The sequence below is a fragment of the Roseovarius sp. genome, assembly GCF_040223625.1.
In the GTDB taxonomy this organism is placed as follows: Bacteria; Pseudomonadota; Alphaproteobacteria; order Rhodobacterales; family Rhodobacteraceae; genus Roseovarius.
The window spans coordinates 20,163-39,318 of sequence record NZ_JAVKFX010000041.1; the positions used below are offsets into that span (position 1 = coordinate 20,163).

Genomic DNA, 19,156 nt, shown 5'->3' on the forward strand with positions numbered 1-19,156 from the left:
GGGGTAAAATGAGATTAGCAAGTGTGCTGGCGACGGCTGCCATCGTCGTGTCTTGCGGGTCTGGCATCGCCCAGGCCCAGATCAAAAAAGCGGTTCCGGCGGAGTTTCCGCCGGCGTCCTACACCGGCCGGCAATATGTCGACAGTACCGGATGCGTGTTCATCCGTGCGGGCGTTGACGGCGCGGTGAACTGGGTGCCGCGGGTGAGCCGCGGGCGGAAACAGATCTGCGGGATGCAGCCGACATTGTCGGGCAACCAGATCGCGGCGGCCCAGGCGCCGAGGGCCACGGCCCCGGTGACGCAGCCTGCGCCGGCCACCACGACCGTTGCGCGCAAGCCCGCGCCGGCCCCGGCCGCGACGCCGCTTTACCGGTCTGCCCCGCCGCCGAAGCCGGCGGCGACCACGCCGGACCCGGTGCCGGTGACCGCGCCTGTGGCCAAGCCCGAACCCGCGCCCAAGCCGCGCCGGGTGGTGGTGGCCGACTGCGCGAACCTGAGCGCGCAATCGCAGCAGTATATCAACTCGACCAACCGCTACACGATCCGCTGCGGCCCGCAGAGCACGCCGCACGTGACCGAGCGGGCGACCGCCGGGCCCAATGCCACGGTCTACAATCCCGGCACGCCGACCGGGGTCACGTCCTACAGCACGGGCAGCTATGCCGCGCCGGGCTATGTGAGCGCGACGACGGTGGTGGCGCCGAAGCATGTCTATGCCAACCAGAAGGCCAGCACCGAGGGGGTCTATGTGCCCGAGGGCTATGTCTCGGTGTGGGAGGATGACCGGCTGAACACCCGCCGCGCGCACCAGACCTTTGCCGGCAAGGCGCAGATGGAGCAGCGGTGGACCAAGACCACGCCGCGGCGGCTGAAGCAGCCGGCGGTGGGCCCGGTGGTGACCGAGGCGGACGTGGTGTCGCGCTCGGCCGCGTCCTACCCGATGGCGATGAGCTTTGCCCAGCAGGCGGCGCCGCAGGCGAAGGCCGCGGCGAAGCCGGCCGCCGCGATGGCCGCGACGCCCAAGGTCGAGGCCCGGGCGGCGAGCCATCGCTACGTGGAGCTTGGCAATTTCAGCGATCCGGCCCACGCCAAGCGGACGGCGCAGAAGCTGGCCAATTCCGGCCTGCCGGCGCGGACGGGCAAGGTGACCCACAAGGGCAAGACCTACACGCTGGTCATGGCCGGGCCGTTCAAGACGCAGAGCCAGCTTGACAACGGCCTGACACGCGTGCGCGGCATGGGCTTTGCGCAGGCGAGCCTGCGGCGGTAAGCGCCGGCAAAGGTTAATGAAAGATGAAGGCGGGGCCGGAAACGGTGCCGCCTTTTTCATTGGTGGCGGGGTGGGTCGCCGCGTGCTGCGTTGAAGGTGCCGCCGGACCCGTTGAGATCAGGTTAAGCCCGCGGCCTAGCCGCTGCAGATCGCCTGCAGGCGGAGCCAGTCGGAATCGCTGAGCAGGGCCGGCGGGGCGCCGTCGGCGAAGGGGTCGGCCTCGATCAGGCCGAGGGTGCTCTCGCCGGTTTCGTCGCGGGCATAGGCGTAGGGCGCGGCGCGGACTGACCAGGCCTCGAACCCCGCCAGCAGGGTTTCGGTCTCGAGGCTCATTCCGGGGCTGTCGAGCAGTGTGTCGGCATAGGCGTCGAGCGTGCCGTCGTCGATATCGCCGGTGGTCAGCAGCCGGAAGCTGGCCCAGACCGAGCTGGCCTCGAGCAGCTGCGCCAGCGGGTCGCGGGCCTGGGCCCGGAGGCGTTCGGCCACGAGATAGCCCGCCACCACGTCGGGCTCGTCATACTGTTCGACCAGCCCGCGGCCGATAAGGATGGTCGAGCCGGGCAGGTGGATGGTGCCGTCGATCCCCTCGCGCATGACCTCGAGATAGCCGGGGCCGTCGGGGCCGGGCACGCGCTGGGCCAGTTTATCAAGGGCCGCGCGCCCCTCGGGCGTGGTGCAGGGCGGGCCGGTTTCCTGCTGGATATGGCGGAAGAGGGCGGCGCCGATCTCGGCCCGCTTGACCTCCGGGACGACGGTGACGGCGTGCTGACGCACCGCCTGCGGCAGCCACAGGACGGCGCCGGCGGCGACGACGGCCAGCACCAGCAGCAGGATCACGAGGCGCAGCCGGCCGGGATGCGGGCGGCGGCGGTCGATCGCGGCGCAGAGCTTCTCGATGGCGGCGATCATGTCGGCCTCGTCATCGGCCAGTTCGAGCGTCTCGCCCGGGTCGCCGTCGGGGTGGTAGATGGCGGGCCGCTTGCCGGGGTTGGCACGGGCCACGGCGGCGAGCGACCAGTGGGTGAGGGCGCGTTCCTGCATGTCGCTGATGATCAGGGTGGCGTCGCCGATCGAGACGATCACCTCGGTGCGCTGGGCATCCGGGGTGGGGCGCCACAGGCCCGAGGCTTCCAGCCGCTGGTATTCTTTCAGTGCCGTCATGGCTTTATGGGCCTGCTCTGCCTTTTCGGTGACCTTAGCACGGGGTGGTGGCAGGCGGCAATTGCCGGGTGACATCAAGGATTTTGGTGATTCGATGGTTAACGGCGAGGATTTGAAGGGGGGCCGACGTCGGTATCACGTCGGTATTTTGTCGGTATCGCGTCGGTTTCCGGGGCTGTGGAGCGGGTGGTTGATGCGGCGTTCCGGGCGCAACATGCGAGATGTTGTGTTGGGCGCAACGGGGGGTTTGGGGGAGGGGGCGGCCGCGTGAGGCCCCTGGGGGTGGCGGCGAGAGGCCCCGGGTCAAGCCCGGGGCGGGTGAGGATTGAGGGGCGCGTCCCGGCCTTGAGCCGGGACCTCGTGCGGTGGAGAGGCCCCGGGTCAGGCCCGGGGCGGGGACAGGGTCGGGAGGCGGCGCGGCGGGCGGCCGGGGTGGTGCCGGTGTGGCGGCGGAAGGCGGAGGTCAGGTGCGACTGGCTGGAAAAGCCGCTGGCGAGGGCGATTTCGGCGAGGGGCATGTCGGGACAGGTGGCGATCAGCCCGGCGGCGTGTTCGACGCGCAGGGCGAGGACGCGGGTGTAGGGCGAGACGCCGGTCGCGCGCCGGAAGAGGGTCGAGAAATGTGAGGGGCTGTGACCGGAGAGGCGGGCGAGTTCGGCCACGGTGATCGGCTGGTCGAGGCGGGCGCGGATATGGTCGTCGATCCGGGCCAGCAGGCGGGAGGAGAGGGGCGGCGCCTCGGCGCGGGGGGCGGGCGCCGCCGCGAGGTGGTGGAGGCGGTCGGCGAGGCAGGTGAGCGCGCTGTCGGCGAAGAGCGCGCAGCCCGCCCCGGCGGGGCCGCTGTCGCGCCAGAGGGCGGCGACGAGCTCGGCAGTGAGCGGGTCGCGGAAGGGGGCCGCGTGGAGCGGGCCGAGTGTTTCGGTGCTTTCGGTGAAGAGCGAGGCGGGCAGGCAGAGGCCGAGAAAGCCGTGGCGGTCGGAGAGCGTCACGTCGGAGGCGGCGTTGGCCGGCACGAGGGTCAGGTCATGGCGCCGCCACGTGCCGCGCCAGCGCCCGGCGCCCCAGTCGAACCGCGCCTCTTTCGCGCCTTGCAGGGCGAGGTAGAGCAGCAGGCCGGGCATCGGCGGATCGGGGTAGGCGCCGGCGGGTTGTTCGGCCGCGAACATGGCGACGGGACGGGAGCCCACGGTCTTGCGGCCGGTGAGGTAGCGGGCATAGGGCCCGCGCCGGTAGAAATCGGCATGGTCGGAATAGGCCGGGCCGGGCACACGCGTCTCCTTGGGGCCGGGGGGTGCGGCGGATCGTAATAGAGCCCGGCGGATGCTGGAAGACCGGAGGGCGCGGGGCGGCCTAGGGTGGCGTGGAATCGCCCGGGACAGGCGCGGGTCAATGGAGAGGCAGGCAGGATATGGTGAGGATCAGGATGGCTGGCATGGCGCTGGCGGTGGGCGCTTGGGGCGTCGCCGCGGCGGGAGAGCCGATCTACGAGGAGGAGGGCCCGTTCCGCCCCGGCGAGGGGTTCGGGCGGCCGGCGAGCTGTGCCAGCCTGCCCGGCTGGGTCGAGCGGGCGCCGGAGACCGACGCGCGTGTCACCATGGTGATCGACGGGGAGATCGCCGAGAGCCACTGGGACGGGGCGCTGGCCTACCTGATCATGTGCGCGCCCGAGGAGGTGCAGGTGATGTGCGTGACCTACTACCCCAAGGAGGCGGGCGGCGGGACGGTGCGCTTTGCCGGCGGGTACAACCGGGTGGGCGCACGGCAGGTGATCCTCGACCCGTGCCTGGTGTACCCGGTGGAGTGAGGGGGCTCAGCCCTCCCTCAGCGCCTGGCGCAGTTCGAATTTCTGGATCTTGCCGGTCGAGGTTTTCGGCAGTTCGCGGAACACCACCTTCTTGGGGGTCTTGAACCCGGCGAGGCGTTCGCGGGCGAAGGCGATGAGGTCGTCCTCGGTGACGGTGGCGTCTTCCTTGACCTCGACGAAGGCGCAGGGGACCTCGCCCCATTTCTCGTCGGGTTTGGCGACCACGGCGCAGAGCAGGACGGCCGGATGGCGCATGAGCACGCCCTCGACCTCGATCGAGCTGATGTTCTCGCCGCCGGAGATGATGATGTCCTTGGCGCGGTCGGCGATGCGGAGGTAGCCGTCGGGGTGCTGGAGGGCGATGTCGCCGGAGTGGAAATAGCCGCCGCGGAAGGACTCGGCCGTGGCCTCGGGGTTCTTGAGGTAGCCTTTCATGACCGCATTGCCGCGGATCATGATCTCGCCCTGGGCGGTGCCGTCCATCGGGATCTGGGACATGGTTTCGGCCTCCATCGAGGTGATGTCCTCCATCATCGGCATGAGCACCCCGGTGCGGGCCTTGATGGCGTAGCGTTCGTCGTCGGCCTCGTCGTTCCAGCGGGTATGCCAGACACATTCGGTGACATGGCCGTAGGTTTCGGTGAGGCCGTAGACCTGCGTGACGTTGAAGCCCAGCGGCTCGATCGCGGCGAGGGTGGCCGCGGGGGGCGGGGCGCCGGCGGTGAAGACCTCGACGATATGGTCGAAGGCGCGCCGGTCGGCGGGCTTGGAGTTGACGATGGTGTTGAGCACGATAGGCGCGGCGCCGAAATGGGTGACCCCTTCGTCGGCGATGGCGTCGTAGATGTTCTTGGCGGTGATGTCGCGGCAGCAGATCACGGTGCCGCCGACCATCGGCACGGCCCAGGTGTGGTTCCAGTTGTTGCAATGGAAGAGCGGCACGATGGTGAGGTATTTCGCGCCGCGGGGGATGGGCCAGCTGACGGCGGTGCCCATGGTCATGAGGTAGGCGCCGCGGTGGTGGTAGACCACGCCTTTTGGCCGGCCGGTGGTGCCGGAGGTGTAGTTGAGGGCGAGGCTTTCCCATTCGTCCTGCGGCATGATCCAGTCGAAATCGGGGTCGCCGGTGGCGAGGAGGTCGTCATAGGTCATGTGATCGCCGCTGGCGGGGATTCCGGCGATGGAGTCGGGGACCTCGATGATCGTCGGGGCGGGGCCCTCCATCTTCTCGATGGCCTCGAGCGTGACGGGGAGGAGGGCGCTGTCGATGAGCGCCACCTTCGCCTCGCCATGGTCGAGGATGTAGGAGATGGTGTCGGATTCCAGCCTTGTGTTGATGGCGTTGAGCACGGCGCCGCAGGCGGGCACGCCGAAATGCGCCTCGGCATGGGCGGGGATGTTGGGCAGGAGGGTGGCCACCACGTCGCCCGGTTCGGCGCCCAGCTTGGTGAGGGCGGAGGCGAGGCGGGTGCAGCGCTCGTGGTACTCGGCATAGGTCTTGCGGAAGGTCTTGTAGACGAGCGCCTCGTCGTCGGGGAAGAGGCGGGCGGCGCGGCGGAGGTGGGACAGGGGCGTGAGCGGCACGAAATTGGCCGCGTTCTTTTCGAGTCCGGTTTCGTCCTTCATCCAGCCCATGATGCGCTCCTCCTTCGCGGTGGGTGTCAGACCAGGGATATTGCGCATTTGGGGCGGCAAAGCAAAGGGTTTGGTTTTGGGGGAGGGCCGGGCGGGGCCCGACCGCGGGTGGGCGCGCCGACGGGGTGTTGGTTGATTTATGGTTCAGCCTACATCCGACGGTGGCTCTGCATGGCTCCGTTGCAGAAGCGCCCGCCCGGGGGGCGGTCGGGCGCTGCCCGGCGGCGAGCCTTTGGCTCACCTTGACTCCGGGCGGGGGGCTGATCCCGGTTTGGCTGGTGGAGAGGCCCCGGGTCAGGCCCGGGGCGGGTGGGTGAGTGATTGCGCGTCCCGGCCCTGAGCCGGGACCTCTAGCGTTGAAGGGGACGTGTGCCATCGGATGGTCGGCCGGGCGGGTGACTGCCCGTGGGGTGGCGCTGCTGACCTGAGTGGTGAGCACTTTATGGTTGCCAAGTACATCCAACCTGCTTGTGTGGCGTTTCATTCGCAAAAGCGCCAGCCCGTGGGGACGGGCAGTCGCTCGCCCGGCGCCGCGCTTTGGCGCGGCTTGACTCCGGGCGGGTGTCTCGATTGAGAGCTTTCTCTTTCGACCTCACCCTCCTACCATCCCGCCCATGATCATCTCGCCCGGGCGCAATTACATCTTCGTCCATATCCCCAAGACCGGGGGCACCTCGCTGGCGCTGGCGCTGGAGGGGCGGGCGATGAAGGATGACCTGTTGATCGGGGACACGCCGAAGGCACGGAAGCGGCGGAAGAGGGTGCAGGGGGTCGCCTCGGCGGGGCGGCTGTGGAAGCATTCGACCTTGCGGGATATCGAGGGGCTGGTGAGCCGGGGGTTCGTCGAGGGGGCGTTCGTGGTCACGATGGTGCGGAACCCGTGGGATCGGGTGGTGAGCTATTATCACTGGCTGCGGGCGCAGGGGTTCGATCATCCGGCGGTGAGGCTGGCCAAGGCGGTGGGGTTCAGCGCGTTCCTGAACCATCCGCAGACGCGGGAGAGCCTCAGGGCGCATCCCTATGGCAGCTACGTCACCGGGCCGGACGGGCGGGAGCGGTGCGACCTGTTCATCCGGCTGGAGCGGTTTGCGGAGGATGCGGCGCCGTTGTGGGAGCATCTCGGGTTTCGGCTGGAGTTGCCGCATGCCAATGCCTCGGAGCGGGGGGCGGCGTATCGGGACTATTACTCGGAGGCCGATTCGGCGCTGGTGGGAGAGGTCTGCGGGGAGGATATCGCGCGGTTCGGATACGTGTTTTCGTGAGTTGGCGTTTCGCTTTGGGGGGCGGTGTTGTCTTCGTCGCGTGACTGTCGCCACCTGCGAAACGGTGCCGCATTTCGGCCATCTTTTCGGCAAACAAGGGCCCCAGATGTGGCAGGATGATCAACCATGGCAACATGGGCCGGCTACCTCCGGCCCCGGCAATGGACGGTCAGATGTTCGAGTCATTCCCAGCGGTCGACCCCGAGAGCCCTGACGGGCCGGTGATGTCGGGCCTCGTGGCGGGCACGCGGGTGGCCACGGAACGGGGCTGGCAGCCGGTGGAGCGGGTCTGCGCGGGCGACCGGGTGCTGACCTTCGATGCCGGGTTGCAGAGGGTGGTGCGGGTGACGCGCCACGGCTTTCCGGGGCCGGGCGAATGTCCGCGGGCCTTCTGGCCGATCGAGGTGCCGGAGGGGGTGCTGGGCAATCGCGACGTGATGCACCTGATGCCGCGACAGACGATCATGGTGGAGAGCGACACTGCCGAGGACCTTTACGGCGATCCGTTCTCGCTTTTGCCCGCCGAGGCGATGGACGCGCTGACCGGGAGCCGCCGGGTGCCCCCGCAGGATGGCTTCGAGGTCGTCCGCCTGCATTTCGCGACCGAGCAGGTGGTGTTCGCGCGGGACGGTCTGCTGTTCCTGTGCCCGTCCTCGCGCGACATGGTCGCGGCGGCGTGGGAGGCGCCGCAGGATCCGCTCTATGCGATCCTGCCGCTGGACGAGGCGCGCTTTCTGGCCGGTCGGATCGCGGCGGAGGGATGCAGGGCGGGCCTGCCGGCCTGACGATCGGGCCGGGCAAGAGAAACCGCGCAAGGGGAAGGCCTTGCGCGGTTTTTCGTTTTTCGGCGAGGCGCCTGAACGGTCAGGCGGCCTGGTCGGCCTCGGTGCCGAAGCGGGCGTAGAAGCTCTGGTTCTTCTCGGCCAGCTCGCGCAGGAGGTCGGGGGTGGTGAAGCGGGGGCCGAGTTTCTCGGTCAGCTGGTCACAGCGCTCGGCGGCGTAGGGCGCGCCGATGATGTCGAGCCACGAGAACGGGCCGCCCGACCACGGCGCGAAGCCCCAGGCGAGGATGGCGCCCACGTCGCCTTCGCGGATGTCCTCGAGCACGCCTTCCTCGAGCGCGCGCACCGCCTCGAGCACCTGGGCAAAGAGCAGACGGTGCTGCACCTCGGTCAGATCGGGCTGATCCACGGCCTGCGGGTACTGCGCCTTGACCGTTTCCGACAGCCCCTGGCGTTTGCCGGTGGCGTCATAATCGTAGAATCCGGCCTTGGTCTTGCGGCCGAGCCGGCCTTCGGCCTCCATCCAGAAGATCACCTCGTCGACCTCGCCATCGGGATAGGCGTCGCCCATCGCCGCCCGGGTGGCACGGGCGATCTTGGCGCCGAGATCGATCGAGGTCTCGTCTACCAGTTGCAGCGGGCCGAGCGGCATGCCGACCATCTTTGCGGCATTCTCGATCAGCACCGGGGAGACGCCTTCCTTGACCATGCGCATGCCCTCGTTGATGTAGGGGATGATGCAGCGATTGGCGTAGAAGAAGCGGGCGTCATTGACCACGATCGGGGTCTTGCGGATCTGGCGGACATAATCCAGCGCCTTGGCCACCGCGCGGTCACCGGTTTGCTTGCCTTTGATGATCTCGACCAGCATCATCTTTTCCACCGGCGAGAAGAAGTGAATGCCGATGAACTGCTCGGGGCGGCTCGAGGCCTTGGCGAGCTGGGTGATCGGCAAGGTCGAGGTGTTCGAGGCAAAGATGCAATCGTCGCCGATCACCGCTTCGACCTTAACCGTGACTTCGGCCTTGATCTTGGGGTCTTCGAACACCGCCTCGATGATCAGGTCGCAGCCCTCGAGCGCGGCGTATTCGGTGGTGGCTGTGATGAGCGACAGCGTGGCCGCTTTCTTCTCTTCGGTGGCTTTCTTGCGCTTGATGCCCTTGTCCATGTAGTCGGCGGTATAAGCCTTGCCCTTGTCCGCCGCTTCCTGCTTCTGGTCGATCAGCACCACCTCGATGCCGGCGAGGGCCGAGACCAGGGTGATGCCTGCGCCCATCATGCCGGCGCCCAGCACGCCCACCTTCTTGACCTTCTGGTCGGGGGCCTCGGGGCGGTTGGCGCCTTTCTCTAGCGCTTCCTTGTTGATGAAGAGCGAGCGGATCATCGCCGCCGACGACGGGTTCATCAACACGTTGGTGAACCAGCGCGCCTCGACCTTGAGCGCGGTGTCGAAGGGCACCAGCGCGCCTTCGTAGACCGCCGAAAGCAGTGCCTTGGCGGCCGGATAGACGCCCTTGGTCTTGCCGTTGACCATGGCCGAGGCGCCGACGAAGGTCATGAAACCGGCCGGGTGATAGGGCGCGCCGCCGGGGATCTTGTAGCCCTTTTCATCCCAGGGTTTGACGAATTTCGGCTCGGACAGGATCCACTCTTTCGCGGCGGCGACGGGATCATCCGCCACCTCGTCGATCAGCCCGGCCATCTTGGCCTTTTTCGGATCCGAGAGCTTGCCTTCGAGCAGGAAGGGCGAGGCCGCCATGGCGCCCATCTTGCGCACCAGACGGGTGGTGCCGCCGGCGCCGGGGAAGATGCCGACCATGATCTCGGGCAGGCCGATCTTGGCCTTCGGGTTGTCGGCGGCAAAGACCCGGTGGCAGGCCAGCGGAATCTCGAGCCCGATGCCCAGCGCGGTGCCGGGCAGGGCGGCGGCCACCGGCTTGCCGCCCTTGTTCTTGTCGTCCATGCCGCCGCGCTCGATCTTGCGCAGGATGGCGTGCATCTGCATGATGCCGTCGAACAGCCCGCGCGCGGGATCGTCGCCGGCGCTTTCCTTCATCTTGGCGATCACGTTGAGATCCATGCCGCCGGCAAAATCCGGCTTGGCCGAGGTGATAACGATGCCCTTGACGGCGTCATCGGCCAGGGCGGCATCGAGATGGCCGTCAAGCTCGGCCAGCCCGTCGAGGGACAGCACGTTCATGCTCTTTTCAGGCACGTCCCATTCGATGATGGCCACGCCATCGGCGTCCTTGCGCAGGGTAAAATCGGTCATTCTGGCTCTCCCAAATCCTTGAACGGCGCTCACAGGCGCTCGATGATCGTTGCGGCCCCCATGCCGGACGCAATGCAGAGCGTGGCGAGACCCACGCCCTTGCCGCTGCGCTCCAGCTCGTCGAGCAGGGTGCCGATGATGATCGCGCCGGTGGCGCCCAGCGGATGGCCCATGGCGATGGCGCCGCCGTTGACGTTGACCTTGTCATGATCGACATCGAACGCCTGCATGAAGCGCAAGACGACGCTGGCAAAGGCCTCGTTGACCTCGAAGAGATCGATGTCGGAGATCGACATCCCGCTGTCGGCGAGAATTTTCTCGGTCACCGGCACCGGGCCGGTCAGCATGATCGTCGGATCGGTGCCGATCTTGGCGGTGGCGCGGATGCGGGCCCGGGGCTTGAGCCCATGCGCCTCGCCGAATTCCTTGTTGCCGATCAGCACGGCGGCGGCGCCATCGACGATGCCCGAGGAATTGCCGGCGTGGTGGATGTGGTTGATGCGCTCGAGATGCGGATATTTCATCAGCGCCACGGCATCGAAGCCGGGCATGGTTTCGCCCATGTCCTTGAAGGCGGGCTTGAGGCCGCCGAGGCTTTGCATGTCGGTGCCAGGCCGCATGTATTCGTCCGCTTCGAGGATCGGCAGCCCGTTGACGTCACGCACCGCGACAACGGATTTGTCGAACCGCTTGTCCTGCCAGGCGGCGGCGGCGCGCTTCTGGCTCTCCACCGCCAGCGCATCGGCGTCATCGCGGGAAAAGCCGTATTCGGTGGCAATGATATCGGCCGAAATGCCCTGCGGCACGAAATAGCTCTCCATCGCCAGCGACGGATCGACGGCAATCGCCGCGCCATCGCTGCCCATGGCGACGCGGCCCATCATCTCGACCCCGCCGGCGATATAGGCCCGGCCGGCGCCGCCGCGCACCTGATTGGCGGCCAGGTTCACGGCCTCCATGCCGGAGGCGCAGAAGCGGTTGATCGAGAGGCCGGGAATGCGTTCGTCAAGATCGGAGGCCAGCACCGCCGAGCGCGCCAGGCAGCCGCCCTGTTCGCCCACCTGGGTGACATTGCCCCAGATCACGTCCTCGACGGCATGGCCGTCAAGCCCGTTGCGGTCCTTGACCGCGTTCAGGATCTGGGCCGAAAGCCGCAGGCTGGTCACCTCGTGCAGGGAGCCATCCTTGCGGCCCTTGCCGCGCGGGCTGCGCAGGGCGTCGTAAATATAGGCGTCGGTCACGTGCATCCTCCTCAGGTGGCCCGGTCGGCAGGCGAGCCGGGCATCAGGTCATAGGGGGGCTTCCACCCCGGTGTTTCGGAAAGCCGGCTGAGCCAGGCGTCGATATTGGGCCAGTCGGCCCGCTCGAAGCCGAAGGGCTCGGGATAAAAGAGATAGCCGCAGCAGCTCAGATCGGCGTTGGTGAGGCCCGCGCCGACGATCCAGTCGCGGCCGGCCAGATGGGCATCGAGCACCCCGTAAGCGGCCTTGAGCCGGCCCTGCATGAAGGCGATCACCTCGGCCGGGCGTCGGTCTTCCGGCAGAAAGTTCATCAGGAAGCGCAGCGGGCCGTTCTGGCCGGACAGCTTGTGATTGTCCCACAACACCCAGCGCAGCACCTCGCGCGCCTCTTCCGGCGTGGCGCCGCCGAACTTGCCGGTCTTTTCCGTGACATAGGACTGGATCACACCGGACTGGCTGAGCCGGGTGTCGCCATCCACCAGCACCGGCACCTCGCCCATGGCGTTGATGGTCTCGCGGTATTCCGGCGTGCGGGCCGCGCCATTGAAGAAATCGACATAGACCGGCGTCCAGTCGAGGCCGGAGAGTTCCAGCGCCAGCGCCGCCTTGTAGGCATTGCCGGATTCGCCGAAGCAGTGGAGTTTCATGGTCATGTCTTCCCATTCCTGATCTGGTCGCCCCTGGCGGGCGTGGCACTGGCGTATTTTTCAAAGAGAAGAAGCAGCAGGGGGTAACCCGTTGTTAAGGTTAATCGGCGAGGCTCGAAGGTGCGGTACAGGCTGGCGAGCCGATGACCGCAAGAGGAGAAGCCCCGTCGCCCCGCCAGCAGCCCGCCGCGGGTCCGGGCCGGGTGACGGGGTGGACCTCCCTTTCGTGTTTCTTCTCTTTCCAAATACGCCTTTCTGCGGGCGGTCCGGGCCCGCGTGACTTTGGACGCTGTCGCGCCGGTCGCTGTCACCTGCCGCGCCCTCATCGCTTCCGCGCATCCAGGTCCGAGTTGAAGAGCCGCAGCCTGTGGGTCAGCGCCTCGTTGTCGGTGATGCTGTCGAAATGCTCGAAGACGAAGGACAGCGCCTCGCCCTCGTCGAGACCGGCGGCCTCGGCAAAGCGGCGCAGCCGGCGATAGCCGTCTTCGGTCATCGCCGCGTTGAACCGGCGGGTGAGGCGAAAGCGTTTGGGCATCGGGCGGTCCTTGATCTGAGAGGTCGGGTGGGGGGTGTTCCCCCACCGTATTTTCAGAAGTTCTCGGCCGCCAGCCCCATCACCGGCGCCGCGCCGGTCTCGATCCGCGCCAGATGCGTCTTGGTCATCGGCAGTTGCCGCGCCATGTAATAGCGCCCGGTGGCGAGCTTGGTTTCGTGGAAGTCGCGGTCGGCGGTGCCGGCGGCCAGCGCTGCCTGCGAGGCCTTGGCCATCCGCGCCCACATCAGCCCGAGGCAGACATGGCCGAAGAGATGCATGAAGTCATGGCTGCCGGCCAGCGCCGCGTTGGGGTTCTTCATGCCCTGCTGCATGAAGAACATGCCGGCCGCCTGAAGATCCTTCGACGCGGCTTTCAGCGGCTCAACGAAGTCCTCGAGATCCGCGTCGTCGGCGTTCTCCTTGCAGAATCCCTTGACCATGTCGAAGAAGCCCATGACGTGTTTGCCGCCGTCCTGCGCCAGCTTGCGGCCGACGAGGTCGAGCGCCTGCACACCATTGGCGCCCTCGTAGATCATCGCGATCCGGGCGTCGCGGGCAAATTGCGACATGCCCCATTCCTCGATGTAGCCATGGCCGCCGTAAACCTGCTGCGCGGCGACCGTGCAGTCAAAGCCCTTGTCGGTGAGGAACCCCTTGATCACCGGCGTCAGCAGCGAGATCAGCCCCTCGGCCTGCGGGTCATCGTTGCGGTGCGCCCGGTCGATCAAATTGGCGCCCCAGAGGCCAAAGGCCCGCGCGCCTTCGACAAAGCTCTTCTGGTCGAGCAGGTTGCGCCGGATGTCGGGATGCACGATCAGCGGATCGGCCGGGCCATCCGGGTTTTCCGTGCCGGTCACCGCCCGGCCCTGAAGCCGGTCCTTTGCATAGGCCAGCGCATTGTCATAGGCCACCGCGGCCTGGCCCAGGCCTTGCAGGCCGACGGCGATGCGCGCCTCGTTCATCATGGTGAACATCGCCCGCATGCCTTTGTGTTCGGTGCCGAGCAGCCAGCCCTTGGCACCGTCGTAATTCATCACGCAGGTCGAATTGCCGTGGATGCCCATCTTTTCCTCGATCTTGCCGACCGAGACGCCGTTGCGGTCGCCGAGGCTGCCGTCGTCGTTCACCAGGATCTTGGGCACGATGAAGAGCGAGACGCCCTTGATCCCTTCGGGGCCGCCGGGAATTTTCGCCAGCACCAGGTGGATCACGTTGTCGCTGAGGTCATGATCGCCGGCCGAGATGAAAATCTTCTGTCCGGTGATGGCGTAGGAGCCATCGGCCTGCGGCTCGGCCTTGGTGCGCATGAGCCCGAGGTCGGTGCCGCAATGCGGCTCGGTCAGGTTCATGGTGCCGGTCCAGTCACAGGTGACCATCTTCGGCAGGTACATCGCTTTTTGTGCCGCCGTGCCATGGGCATGGATGGCGGAATAGGCGCCATGGGTCAGGCCCGGATACATCTGGAACGCCATGTTCGATGCGGTCAGCATTTCGCCCACCGCGGTCTGAACCAGGTATGGCAGCCCCTGCCCACCATACTCCGGGTCACAATCCAGGGCGGTCCAGCCACCTTCACGCAGCTGATCGAAGGCTTGTTTGAACCCCTTCGGCGTGCGCACGACGCCGTTCTCCAGTGTGCAGCCTTCGGTATCACCCACCACGTTGAGCGGTGCGAGCACATCGCGCGCGATCTTGCCGGCTTCTTCCAGCACCGCGCTGGTGAAATCAGCATCCAGCTCGTTATAGCCGGGCACATCCTGCGCCGGTGCGTTCAGCACCTCGTGCAGAATGAATTGCAGATCCTTGGTAGGCGGTGAGTAGCTGGGCATCTGGGTCTCCCTAGGGGTCTTACATGGCCGCTATTCTGCGGCCTTCTTGTGAGCGGACATCGAGGCGATCATCTTTTCGCCCCACTTCAACTGGTCCTTGAGGTCCTTGATGTTGGCGTCGAGTTCGGCACGCTGGCGCTCCAGATCGTCAAGCCGCTTGCTGGCAAGCTCGTAGGTCTGGCGCAGCTGCGTCTGCTGCTGATCGCCGATATCGTAGAGGTCGAGAAGCTGGCGGATTTCCTCGAGCGAAAACCCGAACCGCTTGCCGCGCAGGATGAGCTTGAGCCGGGCCCGGTCGCGGCGGGAAAACAGACGTTTCTGCCCGTCGCGTCGGGGGAACAAGAGTTCCTTGGCTTCATAGAAGCGGAGAGTTCTTGGAGTGACCTCGAATTCATCGCACATCTCGCGGATTGTCATCGTTTGTTCTGTCATTGGTAGCACCTGTTGATCATCGTCGACCAAGGTGCAGTTGCAAATCGCACCCTCTGCCTACAATGGGAAAAATGGGTGACGTAACCCAAACGCTACGTCAGTTTCAGGGTGACGTAAGATCACTGCGCATCACCCTACGTCAGCGCAACATTCTAACCGCTTTGAAAAGGGCCGGAGGCCGCTTCGGCCCCGTCGTTCAAGGTCTCTGCGGTCTCTTTGCGAAGGTCGCTCAGCTCGCGCATCGCGGCGTCGAGCTGTTCTTTCTGCTCGGCCAATGCGATCAGCTGACGGTCGGCCATATCGAGAAACACCCGCATCTGCGCGCGGGTGCCTTCGTGGTCGTAGATCATCAGCCATTGCCGGCATTCCTCGAGCGAGAAGCCAAAGCGCCGGCCGCGCATGACGAGTTCCATCCGCGCGATTTCGCGCGGGCCGTAAAACCGAGAACGGCCTTCGCGCTCTGGCGAAAGCAATTCGATATACTCGTAATAACGCAAGGTTCGTGGTGTGACGTCAAACTTGGCGCACATCTCCTTGAAGCTGAGCCTTGTCTCGCTCATGCCGCATTCCCCCGGTTGCTCTGCTGCCTGCCTCACACCGAAACACCACCCCCAAGGCGGCTTGCGCTCCGGGCATCGGGCCATCCGCGGACAGATTAGGCCAAAAAGGGCGGGGGGCGCAATGACCGCTCGCCGCTTGCAACCGGTGAGCGGGAATGCGCATAAATCGGAAACACTGCAAGGACAGAACATGCCGACCGACAAGACTTCCTTTGCCCGACAGTTCATCGGCAGCATCCCGCATTCACGCGAGCTTGGCATGACGATCACCGAGGTTTCGGACGGCAAGGCCGAGATCGCCATGGGATATGACACCCGCTTTGTCGGCGACCCCGAAACCGGGGTGATCCACGGCGGCGCGGTCTCGGCGCTGATGGACACCTGCTGCGGCACCGCGGTGATGAGCCATCCGCAGGTCGGCGGCGCCACCGCCACCATCGATCTGCGGATCGATTACATGCGGGCCGCCACCCCGGGGCAGACGATCACCGCGCGGGCGGAATGCTACCATGTCACCCGGACGGTGGCCTTTGTCCGCGCCACCACCTACGACGAGGATTTCGACCGGCCGGTCGCCACCGCAACCGGCGCCTTCACCGTCGAGAAAAGCTGAGCCCCGAAACCGCCTGACCCCGAGGTCGCCCCATGCCCCAGAACCGCCGTGAACCCCTGCAACAGGTCAAGCACCGTCGCGACGCCGCCCTGCGCGCCCTGGCCGGCGGCATTCCCTATGCGCAATACCTGGGCATCACCTTCGACCGGCGCGGCGACGAGTTGACGGCGCTGCTGGCCTATGACGACAAGCTGATCGGCAACCCGATGCTGCCGGCATTGCACGGCGGGGTGACGGCGGCCTTTCTCGAGGTGACGGCGATTGTCGGCCTGTCGTGGTCGTTCATCTGGGAAGACATGGAAAGCGGCGCCCTGCCGCTCGAGGAGGTCGAGGCCGGCACATTGCCGCGCCTGCCCAAGACGATCGATTTCACCGTCGATTACCTGCGCTCGGGCCTGCCGCGCGACAGCTATGCCCGCGCCCGGGTGACCCGTTCGGGCCGGCGCTATGCCAGCGTGCACGCCGAGGCCTGGCAGGACAACCGCAACCGGCCGCATGCCCAGGCGACCGGGCATTTCCTGATGCTGCCCCGTGACTGACCCAGCCATGGGACCGGCGCCAGGGCCCGCGCCGCTGACCCATCGGCGGGTGCTGAAGATCTCGCTGCCGATCATGCTGGCGGCGATGACGACGCCGCTGATCGGGGTGGTCGATACCGGCGTGGTGGGCCAGATCCCCGCCGCCGAACCGATTGCCGCGGTCGGTGTCGGTGCGGTGATCCTCTCGGCGGTCTACTGGATCTTCGGCTTTCTGCGCATGGGCACCACCGGGCTGACCGCGCAGGCGGCGGGGCAGGGCGATAGCGCCGAGGTGGCGGCGCTGCTCACCCGCGGGCTGATGATCGGCCTGGCGGCGGGGGTGATGTTCATCCTGCTTCAGCCGCTGCTCTATCCGCTGGCCTTCGCGGTCTCGCCGGCCTCGCCGGAAGTCGAAGCAATGGCGCGCGACTACATGCAGATCCGCATCTGGTCGGCGCCGGCCGCCATCGCCATCTACGGCATCTCGGGCTGGCTGATCGCCCAGGAACGCTCGCGTGCGCTGCTCGGGCTGCAACTCTGGATGAACGGCGCCAACATGGTGCTTGACGTGATCTTCGTGCTGGGCCTCGGCTGGGGGGTCAGCGGCGTGGCATTGGCCAGCTTCCTGGCGGAGTGGAGCGGGCTGGCCATGGGGCTCTGGATGTGCCGCGCCGCCTTTCGTCACCCGTCCTGGCGCGACTGGGCGCGGGTCTTCGACCGGGTGCGGCTCAAGCGGATGGCGGTGGTCAATGCCGACATCATGATCCGCTCGGCGCTGTTGCAGGCAATCCTGGTGAGCTTTCTGCTCTTTGGCGGCCGTTTTGGCGATGCCACACTGGCGGCCAATCAGGTGCTGCTGCAATTCCTCTACGTGACCGGCTATGCGCTCGACGGTTTCGCCTTTGCCGCCGAGGCGCTGGTCGGCCAGGCCTTCGGCGCCGGCGCGGTAGACAGGGTCCGGCGCGGCGCCGCGCTCACCACGCTCTGGGCGACGATCACCGCCGGGCTGCTGTCGCTCCTGTTCTGGCTGTTCGGCCCGGCCTTCATCGACATCCTGGCCAAGGCCCCCGACGTGCGGCTTCTGGCGCGCGAATTCCTGCCATGGATGATCGCCGCGCCGGTGATGCAGATCGGCCTGACCATGCTCGACGGCATCTTCATCGGCGCCACCCGGTCGGCCGACATGCGCAACATGATGTTGCTGGCGGCACTCTGCTATCTCGCCGCGGTCTGGTTGCTGACCCCGGTCTGGGCCAACCATGGCCTGTGGCTGGCGCTGCATGTCTCCTTTGCCGCCCGCGGCCTCAGCCTCCTGGCGCGGTATCCGGCGCTGGAGCGGGCGGCCCATGCCGTAAGCGCCGCCCGGCAGGCAGGCTGATCGCGCCGCCACCGGGGCTGAAGCTGCGGAAGGATCAGCCCGCCACCGTCTCCCGGATCACCCGTTCCAGCTTTTCCAGCAGCTTCTGGTTGTCAAAGCGGTCCTCGGCCACCTGCCGGGCCTCGGCGGCCATGGCGGCGCGGTTCCCGGCGGTCATGGCGCTCCGGATCGCGTCGGCAAAACCGGCCTCGTCGTGCTCGTCCACCAGCCAGCCGGTGCGGCCTTCGTCGACCGCCTCGGGGATGCCGGCATGGCGGGTCGAGACGGTCAGGCAGCCGCAGGCCATGGCCTCCTGGATGGCGGTGGGCAGCCCTTCGGTGTTGCCGTTGGCGGCGGTGATCGAATGCTGGAGAAAGAATTCGGTGCCGGCCAGACGGTCGCGCACCGCCTCATGCGGCTGGGCACCGTGGAAACTCACCCTGGCCTCGGCTCCGGCTTCGGCCACCAGGGCCCGGGCCGGCGTGAGCAGGGGGCCGTCGCCGATGACATCGAGATGCGCCCCCGCCAGCCCCTCGCTCGCCTTCAGGAAGGCGCGGAGGGTCACCAGCGGCGCCTTCTTCTCGACCATCCGCCCCACTGCGAGGCACGAGAGCGGGCGTTTCTCGGCGGGCCGGAACAGCCGCACGTTCACCCCCGAAGGGATCACGTGCGCATTGGGATGGGTGACGCCGCGCGCCGCCAGATTGTCGAGCAAGAATTGCGAGACCGAGAACACCCCGGCCAGCCGCGGCATCATCTTGGCATAGGCGCCGGGGATATTGCCCTGGTTCAGCGCCTTGGAGGCATCGGTGCCGCGAAAATAGGAAAAGCAGGGAATGCCCATCTCGTTCGCCAGCGGCGCCACCGCCAGCGCCTGGGTGCCGAACTCGGCTAGGATCCCCTCGATGCGCTGTGCTTTCAGAAAGGCCTTCAGCTCGCGTTTGGCCTGGCCGAACGGCAGCCGCCCGGTGCCGTGGCGCAGCCGGTTGATCCCGACGGCGAGGGGCATCATCAGCCGGTCGGCCAGCCCGGTGTCGCGGCCGCGCCGGTTGAACCAGGCCACGTCATAGGGATTTTCGCCGTGATAGCGGCCGCAGACCACCGCCGCCGCGCCGCCGAAGATGTGCTGGATATGACGGTTGATGAAGGTCTCGCCGGGCAGGTGATACTCACCGGTCACGATGCAGATGCGCATGGGCGCGGGGCCTTTCCTTGGTTCCGCGCCTGCCTAGCAGCG

Annotated in this window: 18 protein-coding genes; 7 read left to right on the forward strand and 11 right to left on the reverse strand. The window is 67.1% G+C overall.

Going from position 1 to position 19,156, the window contains the following annotated elements:
- Positions 1-8: 8 nt before the first annotated feature.
- Entirely contained in the window at positions 9-1,271 is a 1,263-nt protein-coding gene (locus tag RLN94_RS12635) for an SPOR domain-containing protein (protein WP_350129621.1), read from the forward strand.
- A gap of 135 nt (positions 1,272-1,406) precedes the next feature.
- On the opposite strand, the gene RLN94_RS12640 is transcribed toward RLN94_RS12635, so the two are convergent.
- Positions 1,407-2,432, reverse strand: coding sequence for a hypothetical protein (locus RLN94_RS12640; RefSeq protein ID WP_350129618.1), 1,026 nt, complete (start codon positions 2,430-2,432; stop codon positions 1,407-1,409).
- A 98-nt stretch (positions 2,433-2,530) separates the two neighbouring features.
- Positions 2,531-3,700, reverse strand: coding sequence for an AraC family transcriptional regulator (locus RLN94_RS12645; protein ID WP_350169057.1), 1,170 nt, complete (start codon positions 3,698-3,700; stop codon positions 2,531-2,533).
- A gap of 164 nt (positions 3,701-3,864) precedes the next feature.
- On the opposite strand from RLN94_RS12645, the gene RLN94_RS12650 reads away from it, so the two are divergent.
- On the forward strand, positions 3,865-4,236 hold the full coding sequence (locus RLN94_RS12650) for a hypothetical protein (RefSeq protein ID WP_350129612.1): 372 nt from the start codon (positions 3,865-3,867) through the stop codon (positions 4,234-4,236).
- Between the two features lie 6 nt (positions 4,237-4,242).
- Here the strand turns inward: RLN94_RS12650 and RLN94_RS12655 are convergent, their stop codons facing one another.
- Positions 4,243-5,871, reverse strand: a complete 1,629-nt coding sequence (locus tag RLN94_RS12655) for an AMP-binding protein (protein ID WP_350129654.1) — start codon at positions 5,869-5,871, stop codon at positions 4,243-4,245.
- Positions 5,872-6,485: 614 nt separating this feature from the next.
- Here RLN94_RS12655 and RLN94_RS12660 point away from each other — a divergent pair.
- Positions 6,486-7,133 (forward strand): sulfotransferase family protein, encoded by a 648-nt coding sequence (locus tag RLN94_RS12660; protein WP_350129609.1) that lies wholly within the window; start codon positions 6,486-6,488, stop codon positions 7,131-7,133.
- Positions 7,134-7,306: 173 nt separating this feature from the next.
- Positions 7,307-7,918 (forward strand): Hint domain-containing protein, encoded by a 612-nt coding sequence (locus RLN94_RS12665; protein ID WP_350129606.1) that lies wholly within the window; start codon positions 7,307-7,309, stop codon positions 7,916-7,918.
- Positions 7,919-7,997: 79 nt separating this feature from the next.
- On the opposite strand, the gene RLN94_RS12670 is transcribed toward RLN94_RS12665, so the two are convergent.
- From RLN94_RS12670 to RLN94_RS12700, 7 genes are all read right to left on the reverse strand, one after another.
- On the reverse strand, positions 7,998-10,187 hold the full coding sequence (locus tag RLN94_RS12670) for a 3-hydroxyacyl-CoA dehydrogenase NAD-binding domain-containing protein (RefSeq protein ID WP_350169059.1): 2,190 nt from the start codon (positions 10,185-10,187) through the stop codon (positions 7,998-8,000).
- A gap of 29 nt (positions 10,188-10,216) precedes the next feature.
- On the reverse strand, positions 10,217-11,428 hold the full coding sequence (locus RLN94_RS12675) for an acetyl-CoA C-acetyltransferase (RefSeq protein WP_048533881.1): 1,212 nt from the start codon (positions 11,426-11,428) through the stop codon (positions 10,217-10,219).
- An 11-nt stretch (positions 11,429-11,439) separates the two neighbouring features.
- Positions 11,440-12,081, reverse strand: a complete 642-nt coding sequence (locus tag RLN94_RS12680) for a glutathione S-transferase family protein (protein WP_074834780.1) — start codon at positions 12,079-12,081, stop codon at positions 11,440-11,442.
- Between the two features lie 316 nt (positions 12,082-12,397).
- Positions 12,398-12,610, reverse strand: a complete 213-nt coding sequence (locus RLN94_RS12685; protein WP_048532451.1) for a hypothetical protein — start codon at positions 12,608-12,610, stop codon at positions 12,398-12,400.
- Positions 12,611-12,663: 53 nt separating this feature from the next.
- The gene (locus RLN94_RS12690; protein WP_074834782.1) at positions 12,664-14,439 is read right to left on the reverse strand and encodes an acyl-CoA dehydrogenase C-terminal domain-containing protein; all 1,776 of its coding nucleotides are present in this window, start codon (positions 14,437-14,439) and stop codon (positions 12,664-12,666) included.
- Between the two features lie 30 nt (positions 14,440-14,469).
- On the reverse strand, positions 14,470-14,871 hold the full coding sequence (locus tag RLN94_RS12695; RefSeq protein WP_048532449.1) for a MerR family transcriptional regulator: 402 nt from the start codon (positions 14,869-14,871) through the stop codon (positions 14,470-14,472).
- A 152-nt stretch (positions 14,872-15,023) separates the two neighbouring features.
- A complete protein-coding gene (locus RLN94_RS12700) occupies positions 15,024-15,431 on the reverse strand; it encodes a MerR family transcriptional regulator (RefSeq protein ID WP_074834784.1) in 408 nt (135 codons plus the stop codon).
- 190 nt (positions 15,432-15,621) lie between these two features.
- Here RLN94_RS12700 and RLN94_RS12705 point away from each other — a divergent pair, with 190 nt between their 5' ends.
- The 3 genes from RLN94_RS12705 to RLN94_RS12715 are packed head-to-tail and all read left to right on the forward strand — an operon-like array spanning position 15,622 to position 17,940.
- Positions 15,622-16,044 carry a PaaI family thioesterase gene (locus RLN94_RS12705; RefSeq protein WP_074834786.1) on the forward strand — a complete coding sequence of 141 codons (423 nt, stop codon included), beginning with the start codon at positions 15,622-15,624 and terminating at the stop codon, positions 16,042-16,044.
- A gap of 32 nt (positions 16,045-16,076) precedes the next feature.
- Complete coding sequence (locus RLN94_RS12710; RefSeq protein ID WP_048532446.1) at positions 16,077-16,583, forward strand: PaaI family thioesterase; 507 nt, start codon at positions 16,077-16,079, stop codon at positions 16,581-16,583.
- A 7-nt stretch (positions 16,584-16,590) separates the two neighbouring features.
- On the forward strand, positions 16,591-17,940 hold the full coding sequence (locus RLN94_RS12715; RefSeq protein ID WP_350044470.1) for an MATE family efflux transporter: 1,350 nt from the start codon (positions 16,591-16,593) through the stop codon (positions 17,938-17,940).
- 34 nt (positions 17,941-17,974) lie between these two features.
- Here the strand turns inward: RLN94_RS12715 and RLN94_RS12720 are convergent, their stop codons facing one another.
- Positions 17,975-19,114 (reverse strand): glycosyltransferase, encoded by a 1,140-nt coding sequence (locus RLN94_RS12720; RefSeq protein ID WP_074834790.1) that lies wholly within the window; start codon positions 19,112-19,114, stop codon positions 17,975-17,977.
- Positions 19,115-19,156: the final 42 nt, after the last annotated feature.